The following is a 12,241-nucleotide window of genomic DNA, read 5'->3' on the forward strand; positions in this document are numbered from 1 at the left end:
TGTCTAAATGATATTTATGAAGTAATTCATTTATTTTTTCTTTTTCAGTTTTAGAAAATCTAATATTACTTTCGTAATTATTGTACCAATCTATTTTAAATTCCCCTGTTTTTGTGTTCAGTTTATAATTTACATTTGAAATGTATAAATCGTAATTTTCTGGTTTTTGAGAACAACTAATTGCCAAAAAAATCAAAGATATTAGAATTTTATTTTTCATAATGTTGTGTTTTTCAATGATTTGCTGTTTGGTTGCCACTAACGTTTGCGGCTATGGGAAGTGCCTTCTCTTCACCGCTTCACTAATAATAGCTAAAATAGCCAAATTTTTCTATTTGTACTATTTTATCCAAAAAAGCGGAAGGCATTTCTTATAGCCGCTGTTGTATGCTGTTTTCTGACTCCTTTTTGATCAGAAAAGCAGGACCAGTTGACCCGAGAGAAAACTAGATAAATGATTTTAAATTATGGATACTATCCAGCCGGATAGCAGCTGTTTTTTAAAATCTTAGCCTTAAAATTCATTAAATGCTAGTGTTTAACCCGTTACAATAAAAAAATACTTGACTATGTCATTTTTTTCTTATAACTTTGGCAAGCCTTTTAGCGTATTCGCTTTGAAAATGCATTTTCAGCAAATCTCGTTTGCAAGGCTTGACGAAAAAATAAAAGCATTTTTCCGCTTTAAACACTATCCTTTCGCTCTGATTTTCAGACTATTTATCAGGTTTCGAACGCTCAATTGCATACAACGTTCTCGCGCCTTGCGCCGTTTGCGACTTACGAAGACGAGTACTTTCGGCTATACGAAAATATGATAAAAAAACGATAATTCCACTAAATTCGCAAATTGATACAAACGTGTGTTAGAGCTCGTAACTCTACGCGCAAACTTCATCCATTTCTATTGGTTGTCTGCTTTTCGTCTCTGTTTAGACAATCTTTTGTTTCACGTTTTATCTGCTTTACGAATGGTTTTTTATGTACGTTCTAAAGACAGCTAATTATTCTTTTTTAGCTAAACTTTACTTCTAGTAATTTCTACTTTACGGCTTTTTTCTTATACACGTTTTCAGATAATAAATTCCTCCAATAATCCACAAAATGATCTCAGCATTCTGTTCGGCTAAACGTTGCTATTTTTTCACAAAGAATTTTAGATTCAGTTTAGGTAAAGTTTCCAATATTCGATAAAGATATTTCAACACAAAGTTTAAGCAAAGATTTGAATTTCGCAAAATAGGAGAGAAGTAAAGAGTTAAAATTTAGAGTTCTCAAACTTATTTTATCATTTAAAACTATATAAAAAAAAGATGAATATTTTATATTGAATGCTGATTTCCAAGGTTATGAGCTCTAACTAGTATATATGAATGACAAAATCATACAAAGCCACCCAAATATGGGTAGATATGTATGACAAGTGTCATACTTTATTTATTTTCAAATATATTATTTTTTTCTTACAAATCATCAAAGGGACTTTTTATTTGTTGAATACTTTTCGTACGTAAGAGGTATGAACTTCATTCGTATTATAGTATGTCTTAATACAACAACTGATGTGTAAATATGAAAAACAAAACGTCGATATCTAGCCCCGATTGAAGTGAAAATCCTTTTCCTTTTTCTTTTAAAAGGAAAAGATTGTAGCGGAAAGCGGGAGGGATGGTGGTTGTGAAAATAGGTGTTTCTGCTCCAAAAAAAAAGACAACCCTTTCGAGTTGTCTTTAACATATTTGGTATAAAAACGATTAAGCTGTTTTTAAAACTGATATTTTATCCAAGATAGTGTTTAAAGTGATGCTTGGACGCATCGCTTTGCTTACTAAAGCTGGATTTGGTTGGTAGTAACCACCAATTTCTTGTGGTTTTCCTTGTGCACCAATTAACTCAGCATCAATTTTAGCTTCGTTCTCTGTAAGTTCTTTAGCAATAGGAGTAAAGATAGCTTGTAAGTCGGTATCTTTTGTTTGGGCAGCCAAAGCTTGAGCCCAATATAAAGCTAAGTAAAAATGAGAACCACGGTTGTCAATTTGACCTACTCTTCTAGCTGGAGATTTGTCGTTTTGCAAGAAAGCATCGTTTGCTTGATCCAAAGTTTCAGATAAAACGATTGCTTTTTGATTGTTTAATGATTGTCCTAAATGTTCTAATGAAGCACCAAGAGCTAAAAATTCTCCTAGTGAATCCCAACGTAAATATCCTTCTTGCGTAAATTGCTCTACGTGTTTTGGAGCTGATCCACCTGCACCTGTTTCGAATAATCCACCACCATTCATTAATGGAACGATAGATAACATTTTTGCAGAAGTTCCTACTTCAAGAATTGGAAATAAATCAGTAAGGTAATCACGTAAAACGTTTCCTGTTACTGAAATAGTGTCTAAACCTTTGATAAGTCTTTCACAAGTAAATTCAGTTGCAGCAATTGGATTTAAGATACGAATGTCTAATCCAGTTGTATCGTAATCTTTTAAGTATAGATTTACTTTTTTGATTATTTGTCTGTCGTGTGCTCTGTTTTCGTCTAACCAGAAGACCGCAGGGGTTTCAGATAAACGCGCTCTATTAACCGCTAGTTTTACCCAGTCTTGAATAGGAGCGTCTTTTGCTTGACACATTCTAAAAATGTCATTGGCTTCAACTGCTTGTTCCATTAAAACGGTTCCATTCACATCTACTACACGAACTACTCCGTTAGCTGACATTTGGAAAGTTTTGTCATGAGATCCGTATTCTTCTGCTTTTTGTGCCATCAAACCTACGTTTGGTACAGATCCCATTGTTGTTGGGTTAAAAGCTCCGTTCTTTTTACAAAAATCGATTGTAGCTGTATATACACCAGCATAACAACGGTCTGGAATAATAGCGATAGTATCTTGTGGTTTTCCTTCTTTGTTCCACATTTGTCCTGATGTACGAATCATAGCGGGCATAGAAGCATCTACAATTACATCTGATGGTACATGAAGGTTGGTGATTCCTTTTTCAGAATTTACCATGGCAAGAGCTGGACCGTTTTCAATCGCTTGATTGATGGCGGCTTCAACTTCTGCTTGTTGTGGTTGGCCTGCAATTTTTGCATACACATCCCCTAAACCATTTCTTGTGTTTACACCAAGTTCAGCAAATAAAGTAGCGTATTTTGCAAATACATCCGCAAAATAAACTTCAACAATAGCACCAAAGATAATTGGGTCAGAAACCTTCATCATGGTTGCTTTCAAGTGAACTGATAACAATACATTTTTAGCTTTCGCTTCCACAATTGTTTTGGCAACAAAAGATTTTAAAGCATTCAAGTGCATTACTGAGCTATCAATAATTTCACCTGCTTTTAACGGAGTACTAGCTTTAAGAACAGTAGTTGTTCCGTCTTGTGCCACAAATTCGATTTTTACATCATTAGCTTCTGCTACTGTAAGCGATTGCTCACTTCCGTAAAAATCACCTTTTTCCATTGAAGCAACAGCTGTTTTTGAATCAGCAGACCAAGCTCCCATAGAGTGAGGATTTACTTTTGCGTAATTTTTTACGGCTTTTGGAGCTCTACGATCAGAGTTTCCTTCGCGTAATACAGGGTTTACGGCAGAACCTAATATTTTAGAATATTTTGCTTTGATTTCCTTTTCAGCGTCGTCTTTTGGGTCTTCAGGGAAATTTGGAATTTTATAGCCGTGTGCTTGCAATTCTGCAATAGCTCCTTTTAATTGAGGAACTGATGCAGAAACGTTTGGTAATTTAATGATATTTGCTTCTGGAGCAGTAGCTAGTTTTCCTAGTGCAGCTAAAGAATCTTTTACTTTTTGGTCTTCCGTTAAAAATTCAGGGAAGTTTGCCAAAATACGCGCTGCAACTGAAATATCTTCGGTTTCAATTTCAATACCTGCAGTAGCTGTAAAAGCTTTAACAATTGGTAAAAAAGAATAAGTAGCTAACAAAGGTGCTTCGTCAGTTAATGTGTAAACAATCTTTGAATTTTGTGTCATTTTTTTTATTTTATAATCGTAGTCCTAATACAATATAACATTGAAAAGTGTTTTGCTTTTAATAAAGCCGTGCAAAGATAGGTAAATCAGACTAAATTACGTAAGGGTTTAGAATAGAAATATCGGAATTATGGGATAACTAACGACTTCGCTTTAAAATGTTATTTTTTTAATTATAAGGCTTTTATTTGAGAATTCTCTTTTTGGAATTATTGAAAACCCCAAAAAAAAAGTCCCGACAATGTCGGGACTTTTAGTATAAAGGGATAGTAGACTATCTTCTTTTGTCTTTAATTCTAGCTTTTTTACCAGTAAGTTGTCTGAAGTAGAAAATTCTAGCTCTACGTACAGCTCCTTTTTTGTTGATTTCAACTTTTTGTAAAGCTGGCAAGTTGATAGGGAAGATACGCTCAACACCTACAGCACCTGACATTTTACGGATTGTAAAAGTTTCAGTACTTCCAGTACCTCTTCTTTGGATTACAACTCCTTTGAAAAACTGTGTTCTAGTTTTTTCACCCTCTTTAATTTCGTAGTAAACTGTGATAGTGTCTCCAGCTCCGAATTCAGGGAAATCTTTTTTTGCAACATATTCGCTATTAACGAAATCAATTAAATTTGCCATTTTAAATGCTAATTATGGTTTAATATCGGATCAACATTCACGGGTATCGCCAGAGGTTGATCAAATGAGGGTGCAAAAGTAAAAAAAAGTTATGAGTTATGAGTTATAAGTTGTGAAATATTTTTAATAAATTTTTATAATTATTTAAACTGTCAGACAACTAACGATTAACTAATAACTTTTAACTTTCCTCGAGTAAATCTGGCCTTCTATTTTTCGTATGTTCATAAGCGGTATCCTCACGCCATTTGTCAATTTTGGCCGAATGGCCGCTTAATAAAATATCGGGAACTTTCCATCCTTTGTACTCAGCTGGTCTGGTGTAGATAGGTCCTGATAATAAACCATCTTGAAAACTATCCGTTAATGCTGAGGTTTCGTCACTTAATACACCGGGAATCAATCGGATCAAAGCATCTGATAATACTAAGGCTCCTAGTTCACCACCACTCAATACATAATCGCCTATTGAAATTTCTTTGGTAATAAAATGATCACGAACTCTTTGGTCTACTCCTTTGTAATGACCGCATAATATGATTATATTCTCATACATTGACATGGTATTGGCCATTTTTTGGTTCAACGTTTCGCCGTCAGGTGACATATAAATAATTTCATCGTAGGTCCTTTCGCTTTTTAAATGAGTAATACAAGCATCAATAGGTTGTACAGTCATTACCATTCCTGCACCACCACCAAAAGGATAATCATCCACACTTTTTTGTCTGTTGGTTGTATAGTCTCTCAAGTTATGAAAATGTACTTCGACTAATCCTTTGTCAATAGCACGTTTCATGATGGATGCCTCAAACGGACTTCGTAGTAATTCAGGTAAAACGGTAATAATGTCAATGCGCATGATAAATCTTCCAAATAGTTAAGTCGCAAAGATACAATTTGCAACTGTTTTTAGAAGTACATTTTAGGATAATCCTTGTAATTGTTTGTTGTTATTATTTAAAGGTTTAAAGAAAACAAATTGTAAAGTTTTCATAATACTCTCTCTTCTTAAAAAAACCTTTAGCTTTAATTCTAAATTAGTAGAACTACTTAAATATTGGACATATGCACATATTGAAAGTTTTGAAAAATTTATTGGATCGTTGGATGCCGTTTTGAAATGATTATTAAAAAGAGATCTGAATGAATAATAGTGGAATCTTATAACATTTTCAGTAAAATTAATAAATAGTAAGGCAAGTGCAGGTAATACATTTGTATAATTAATTTTATAATAACTGAAACAATGGATACCTATAATACTACTATTAGCTTACAAGAGACTTTAAATAATGCAAAAGAGGATTGGGAAGCAAAAGCTCCTTCGGAGATTCAAGAAATCTATGCTGAGGGAATAAATGATGTAATACGTCAACAAGTTGTTTTGAATGCTAAAAAAAATGATGATATCGCTCCTAATTTTGCCTTAAATAATGCCATTGGCAATAGCGTAGAATTAAATGATTATTTAAAAAAAGGTCCTGTTGTACTAACATGGTACCGTGGTGGATGGTGTCCTTATTGCAATATGACCCTGCATTATTTGCAAGAACTATTGCCTGAAATTCAGTTAAAAGGTGCTAATTTATTAGCTTTGACTCCTGAGTTGCCCGACAGATCATTATCAACAGCCGAAAAACATCAATTGCAATTTGAAGTATTGAGTGATGTAGGGAATAAAGTAGCTGCTGAATTCGGAATTGTTTTCAAATTAACAGAGGACGTAGCAACTTCTTATCAAGAAAACTTTGATTTACACGGTTATAATGGTGATGAATCTAATGAATTACCATTAGCAGCTACTTATGTAGTTAATCAAAATGGAAAGATTGTTTACACCTTTTTAGATGCAGAGTATCGCAATAGAGCAGAGGGAAGTGACATAATAGCAGCATTAGATTCGATTTATTAATTAATCAGATGATTAAGGCAACGCATGAGTTTTTTCAACTGTAGGTTTGCTAATTTTAAATTAATTCTGATTGTAAATAGACCGCTTCAAGGGGTATTAGCGTAAATTTATTTGCCACTACTAATAAGATATAAGTTATTTAGAAAAAATCTGCCAATTAATGGTGATTATTTTACATCATGCGTTTGCACTGAGTAGATGATGATCTAATTTTCAAATTCCCTATTTAATTTGTAATTTCGCACTTCAATAAAAAACATATACAATGGAAAACGGAATATATGCTAAATTCAACACTCCAAAAGGGGCGATTTTAGTAAAATTAACACATGATTTGACACCGGGTACAGTAGGTAACTTTGTTGCTCTAGCCGAAGGAAATTTAGAAAACAGTATCAAACCGCAAGGGACAAAATTTTATGATGGATTAAACTTTCATAGAGTTATTCCAGATTTCATGGTTCAAGGAGGTTGTCCTCAAGGTACTGGAACTGGCGGACCTGGGTATAAATTTGATGATGAATTTCATCCAAGTTTGAAACATGACAAACCAGGGGTTTTAGCAATGGCTAACTCAGGACCTGGAACAAATGGTTCTCAATTTTATATTACACACGTACCTACTTCTTGGTTAGACGGAAAACACACTGTTTTTGGTCAAGTTGTAGAAGGGCAGGATGTTGTAGATGCCATAGGTCAAGGAGATGCTCTTGATAATTTAGAAATTGTAAGAGTAGGTGAAGAAGCTGAAAAATGGAATGCTGTTGAGGCTTTCCGTTCTTTTGAAGGAAATCGTAAAAAACGTTTGGAAGCTGAGAAAGCTGCTGCTGAAGAAGCAATGGAAAAATTAGCAGCGGGATTTGAAAAAACAGAAAGCGGATTGCGTTACCAATACATCCAAAGAGGGGATGGGAAACAAGCAGAAGCTGGAAAAACTGTTTCAGTTCATTACGAAGGTTCTTTGGAAACAGGAAAAGTTTTTGATTCTTCTTACCCAAGAAAAAAACCAATCGAATTTAGATTAGGACAAGGTCAAGTAATCGAAGGATGGGATGAAGGTATCGCTTTATTGAAAGTAGGTGATAAAGCTCGTTTTGTAATTCCATCTCACTTAGGGTATGGAGCTAATGGAGCTGGAGGAGTAATTCCGCCAAATGCGACTTTAATCTTTGATGTAGAATTAATGGATGTAAAATAATTCATTTTAGTTTAAAAATAGATCTAATCCCGATTGTGAAAACAGTCGGGATTTTTTTATGGAAAAATAAAAAAAAACTTCGAAAACTTTACCAATTGTACCCTTAGCAATTTCTAAGTTTTTATATCTTTGAATTATATGGAATCAGTCAAAATCATAGAATGTCCAAGGGATGCCATGCAAGGCATAAAAAAATATATACCTACTGAACAAAAAGTAGCTTATATACAAGCTTTGTTGCGTGTAGGTTTTGATACTATTGATTTTGGTAGTTTTGTATCTCCTAAAGCTATTCCGCAAATGAAAGACACAGCCGCTGTCTTAGAACTATTAGACTTATCAAAAACTTCCAGCAAGTTATTATCTATAATTGCAAATACTAAAGGAGCTGAAATGGCCTCTCAGTTTTCTGAAATTCAGTATTTAGGGTTTCCTTTTTCGATTTCCGAGAATTTCCAAATGAGAAATACACACAAAACCATTGCGGAATCTTTAATTACTTTAGAAGAAATTCTAGCTATTGCTGATAAAAATAATAAGGAAGTAGTGACGTATCTTTCTATGGGTTTTGGGAATCCTTATGGTGATCCTTGGAATGTTGAAATCGTAGCCGAATGGGCCGAAAAACTATCCAAAATGGGGGTAAAAATCCTCTCGCTTTCGGATACAGTAGGAAGCTCAACACCAGAGGATATTCAGTATTTGTACGCTAATTTGGTGACACAATATCCTCATATTGAATTCGGAGCTCATTTTCATACCACTTATGACAAATGGTTTGAAAAAGTAGATACTGCTTTTCTAGCCGGTTGTCGTCGTTTTGATGGAGCAATTCAAGGTTTTGGTGGTTGTCCAATGGCTAAAGATGAGCTTACAGGAAATATGCCTACGGAGAAATTATTATCTTATTTTACTGCCAATAAAATAAATTCAAACCTAAATCCATTAAGTTTTGAAAGCGCCTATAACGAAGCTTCAAAGTTGTTCAGTATCTATAAATAGCGTATATTTATAAATGAGGAATAAAGAATAAATACACCTTTAAAATGAAAAAAGCTATTGTAAAAAAGATTTTCACTATCTTTCTGATGATGATTTTCACTATGTCATGTACTAGTAATTTGAATTTTGATCAAGCTAATGATTTAAAGTTGACTCCAACGGTAAAGGCTAATTTGACTTATTTTGATGTTCCTGCTCATGAGTTTGTAACTAATGGAGTGGAGACGAATAGGGCTTTTGCTGCTCAAAATTTTGATGTTTTTAGGGATTCATTTTTTAGAAAATCGTTATTACAAACAGACTTTTTTTTCGAAATAACGAATACGATTAACAGGATCTATAGTATCGATTTAGTTTTGATAAATGAAGTAGATCAAATTATGTATGTAATTAATTTTGTAGTTCCAGCTTCTACAGGAACACCAATTGTTGTTACTAAATCGGAGATTTTTAAAGACGTTACATTAGATTTATTGAAACAAACGGACAAAATGGGCTTCCGCTTACTAATGGCTCCGGGACCATTGTTAACTGAAAATAGTCCGGGAAGTTTAAAACTGAGATCAAGTGCCACTGTTTATATGGAAATACAATGAGAAAAGTATCAATAATCCTTTCGTTGCTATTGGTTTCTTTAGACTGTTGGTCACAAAACAAGCAAATTTTATACAATTTCACAGCAGTGCCACAGTCTATGATGACTAATCCAGGTGCTGATTATGAGTACAAATTTTATTTTGGAGTACCATTTCTTTCTGGAATCTCGGCAAATGTGGGTTCTACAGGTTTTTCGGCCTATGATCTATTTGCTGATAACGGTGTTGATTTCAATACTAAATTACGAAACGTTATTTTTTCGTCTAATAGTGGTGATAAATTGGTTGTTAACGAACAAATAGAAATTTTTAATGGCGGATTTAGGGTAGGAGATTGGGGTAATCGAGGATATGTTTCCTTTGGAATGTATCAGGAATTTGATTTGTTCTCTTATGTTCCAACTGATCCTTTGATTTTTGTTTTGGATGGGAATCAAAATTACTTAGGAAAATCATTTAATCTAGGCGATCTATCCGCAAAAGCTGAAGCGGTTTCGGTATTGCATTTAGGTTTTCATAAAAAAGTAAAAGAAAATCTAATTGTAGGAGGTCGCGCAAAGATATATACCAGTGGCTATAGCGCTACATCGACATATAATTCAGGGTATATTTATACCAGTCCATCCAATGTAAATAATGTATACGACCAAATTATTTATTCTGATTTGCAATTGCAAACTTCGGGCGTCTCAGGGTATATCGACGACGAAAAAAAGTATAATGACGCTAAAGATATAATTAAAAATGCCTTTATAGGAGGTGATTTAGGACTTGGTTTTGATGCAGGAGTTACTTATTATCCCAAAAAAAATATTCAACTTACCGCAAGTATATTGGATGTAGGATTTATAAATCATAGTAAAGATGTTAAGACCTATAATTTTAAAGGAATCTATGATTACCAAGGAATAAGTCCTGATTTTGTTAACCCAAACAATTCCGAAAGTATTATTGATGCGTTCAAAAAAGCGATTCCTATGGATACAACCCATGTGTCCTATACAACTTGGAGACCTATAAAATTAAATGCATCATATCAGTATTCATTTCAAGACGGCAGAGGGGGTGGTGATTGTAACTGTTCAAATACTGAAAATAAAGAATATCAAAACGCCATAGGAGCACAGTTGTTTATGATGACCACTCCTAAAACTCCTATGACAGCATTAACCGCGTATTATAGAAGAAGTATGATTCAAAATCATCTTAATTTAAAAGCCACTTATACCATAGATTCCTTTTCATACAGCAATCTCGGTTTAGGTTTATCAGGTACTATAGGAGCATTCAATCTCTATTTAATGGCTGATAATTTATTGAAATATCGTGACGTTTCAAAAGCGAATAGCCTTTCGTTTCAATTGGGGCTCAATTTTGTTTTCAAAGATAAAACAGAATAGTTTTTTAAGGAGCTATATCCAGCTGTACATTACAAGTCCTCACGATTAGGGCTATTTTCTATGCCATAAAAGGAGCTTCCTTTGGTCGCTCTTTTATGGCAAGAAAAATAAGCCCTGACCGCTCCGGGCTTTCCATTTCCATCTGGGCTAGGGGATTCGTTCAGGAATGACGCTTTGAAGGTAAAATGACGAGTTAAGGAATGTTCTTATATTGGTAGCCAAAAGTATTCTTTCTATTTCTTATGTAACCTATCACAAAATAAACGCCTTATTTTTAAATATTGAAAAGCCTATACTTAAACGGTATAACTAATTGCAAATTGTAAAACGTTGCAAAAATCAATTTTTATTTCAAATATAATCACTATATTTGCACGCAATTCAACTAGAAATTGCACCATGATAGCACACAACACAAAGATTATCGGCGAAGGTTTAACTTACGATGATGTATTATTAGTTCCAAATTACTCAATTGTGCTTCCTCGCGAAGTGAGTATTCAAACAAAATTTTCTCGAAACATAACACTAAATGTTCCTATTGTATCCGCTGCAATGGATACCGTTACCGAAAGTGCAATGGCAATTGCTATGGCACAAGAAGGAGGAATTGGTGTTCTACATAAAAACATGACTATTGAGCAGCAAGCTGCCAAAGTACGTAAAGTAAAACGTGCTGAGTCTGGAATGATTATCGATCCTGTAACGTTGCCTTTAACATCAACAGTGAAAGATGCTAAAGCTGCAATGAAAGAATACGGTATTGGTGGAATTCCAATTGTGGATGAAAACCAAACTTTAAAAGGTATTGTTACTAATCGTGACTTGCGTTTTGAAAAAAACAATGCAAGACCTATTGTTGAGGTAATGACCAGTGATAACTTAATCACTGTTGCCGAAGGGACTTCATTAGAACAAGCTGAGGTTGTATTACAAGGTCACAAAATCGAAAAATTACCAGTTGTAAATAAAGACAATAAATTAGTAGGTTTAATTACCTTTAGAGATATAACTAAATTAACTCAAAAACCTATTGCTAACAAAGACGTTTACGGACGTTTACGTGTAGCGGCAGCTATTGGGGTTACTGGTGATGCAGTTGATAGAGCAGAAGCGTTGGTTAATGCTGGAGTAGATGCTATTATTATTGATACTGCTCACGGTCATCACCAAGGAGTAGTAGACACGCTTAAATTAGTAAAAGCAAAATTCCCTCAAATTGATGTTATCGTTGGAAATATTGCAACTCCAGAAGCAGCCAAATATTTAGTTGAAAATGGTGCTGATGGTGTGAAAGTTGGAATTGGACCTGGTTCAATCTGTACAACTCGTATTGTAGCGGGTGTTGGTTTTCCTCAGTTCTCAGCAGTGTTAGAAGTAGCAGCTGCCTTAGAAGGAACTGGAGTACCAGTTATTGCTGATGGTGGAATTCGTTACACAGGAGATATCCCTAAAGCTTTGGCTGCAGGAGCTGACTGTGTGATGTTAGGTTCTCTTTTAGCAGGTACTAAAG

The 12,241-nt window shown here is 34.3% G+C and carries 10 protein-coding genes; 6 read left to right on the forward strand and 4 right to left on the reverse strand.

Annotated elements, in window-relative coordinates; all coding sequences use genetic code 11:
• From WBQ70_RS08715 to trmD, 4 genes are all read right to left on the reverse strand, one after another.
• The coding region (locus WBQ70_RS08715) for a hypothetical protein (RefSeq protein ID WP_423912993.1) at positions 1 to 220 on the reverse strand (220 nt) is incomplete at its 3' end.
• Positions 221 to 1,754: 1,534 nt separating this feature from the next.
• Positions 1,755 to 3,992, reverse strand: a complete 2,238-nt coding sequence (locus tag WBQ70_RS08720; protein ID WP_423912996.1) for an NADP-dependent isocitrate dehydrogenase — start codon at positions 3,990 to 3,992, stop codon at positions 1,755 to 1,757.
• A 274-nt stretch (positions 3,993 to 4,266) separates the two neighbouring features.
• Complete coding sequence (gene rplS / locus WBQ70_RS08725; RefSeq protein ID WP_423912999.1) at positions 4,267 to 4,617, reverse strand: 50S ribosomal protein L19; 351 nt, start codon at positions 4,615 to 4,617, stop codon at positions 4,267 to 4,269.
• Between the two features lie 181 nt (positions 4,618 to 4,798).
• Positions 4,799 to 5,479, reverse strand: coding sequence for a tRNA (guanosine(37)-N1)-methyltransferase TrmD (gene trmD / locus WBQ70_RS08730; RefSeq protein ID WP_423913001.1), 681 nt, complete (start codon positions 5,477 to 5,479; stop codon positions 4,799 to 4,801).
• A 387-nt stretch (positions 5,480 to 5,866) separates the two neighbouring features.
• Here trmD and WBQ70_RS08735 point away from each other — a divergent pair, with 387 nt between their 5' ends.
• From WBQ70_RS08735 to guaB, 6 genes are all read left to right on the forward strand, one after another.
• The gene (locus tag WBQ70_RS08735) at positions 5,867 to 6,532 is read left to right on the forward strand and encodes a peroxiredoxin-like family protein (protein WP_423913004.1); all 666 of its coding nucleotides are present in this window, start codon (positions 5,867 to 5,869) and stop codon (positions 6,530 to 6,532) included.
• Positions 6,533 to 6,797: 265 nt separating this feature from the next.
• Positions 6,798 to 7,730, forward strand: a complete 933-nt coding sequence (locus tag WBQ70_RS08740; protein WP_423913006.1) for a peptidylprolyl isomerase — start codon at positions 6,798 to 6,800, stop codon at positions 7,728 to 7,730.
• Between the two features lie 138 nt (positions 7,731 to 7,868).
• Positions 7,869 to 8,732: a hydroxymethylglutaryl-CoA lyase gene (locus WBQ70_RS08745; RefSeq protein WP_423913008.1), complete on the forward strand. Its 864-nt coding sequence runs from the start codon at positions 7,869 to 7,871 to the stop codon at positions 8,730 to 8,732.
• Between the two features lie 44 nt (positions 8,733 to 8,776).
• Positions 8,777 to 9,328 carry a hypothetical protein gene (locus WBQ70_RS08750; RefSeq protein ID WP_423913010.1) on the forward strand — a complete coding sequence of 184 codons (552 nt, stop codon included), beginning with the start codon at positions 8,777 to 8,779 and terminating at the stop codon, positions 9,326 to 9,328.
• Positions 9,325 to 10,728, forward strand: a complete 1,404-nt coding sequence (locus WBQ70_RS08755; RefSeq protein WP_423913012.1) for a DUF5723 family protein — start codon at positions 9,325 to 9,327, stop codon at positions 10,726 to 10,728. The genes WBQ70_RS08750 and WBQ70_RS08755 overlap by 4 nt, the downstream gene beginning before the upstream one ends.
• Before the next feature lie 399 nt (positions 10,729 to 11,127).
• On the forward strand, positions 11,128 to 12,241 hold a 1,114-nt coding region (gene guaB, locus WBQ70_RS08760), incomplete at its 3' end, for an IMP dehydrogenase (protein WP_423913013.1).

It is taken from the genome of Flavobacterium sp., from assembly GCF_049590715.1.
In the GTDB taxonomy this organism is placed as follows: domain Bacteria; phylum Bacteroidota; class Bacteroidia; order Flavobacteriales; family Flavobacteriaceae; genus Flavobacterium.

Bases quoted from the DNA above. Each gene is read 5' to 3' on its own strand.
- WBQ70_RS08740 (WP_423913006.1), top strand. From the start codon at position 6,798: ATGGAAAACGGAATATATGCTAAATTCAACACTCCAAAAGGGGCGATT.
- rplS (WP_423912999.1), bottom strand. From the start codon at position 4,617: ATGGCAAATTTAATTGATTTCGTTAATAGCGAATATGTTGCAAAAAAA.
- WBQ70_RS08720 (WP_423912996.1), bottom strand. From the start codon at position 3,992: ATGACACAAAATTCAAAGATTGTTTACACATTAACTGACGAAGCACCT.
- WBQ70_RS08745 (WP_423913008.1), top strand. From the start codon at position 7,869: ATGGAATCAGTCAAAATCATAGAATGTCCAAGGGATGCCATGCAAGGC.
- WBQ70_RS08750 (WP_423913010.1), top strand. From the start codon at position 8,777: ATGAAAAAAGCTATTGTAAAAAAGATTTTCACTATCTTTCTGATGATG.
- trmD (WP_423913001.1), bottom strand. From the start codon at position 5,479: ATGCGCATTGACATTATTACCGTTTTACCTGAATTACTACGAAGTCCG.
- WBQ70_RS08755 (WP_423913012.1), top strand. From the start codon at position 9,325: ATGAGAAAAGTATCAATAATCCTTTCGTTGCTATTGGTTTCTTTAGAC.
- WBQ70_RS08735 (WP_423913004.1), top strand. From the start codon at position 5,867: ATGGATACCTATAATACTACTATTAGCTTACAAGAGACTTTAAATAAT.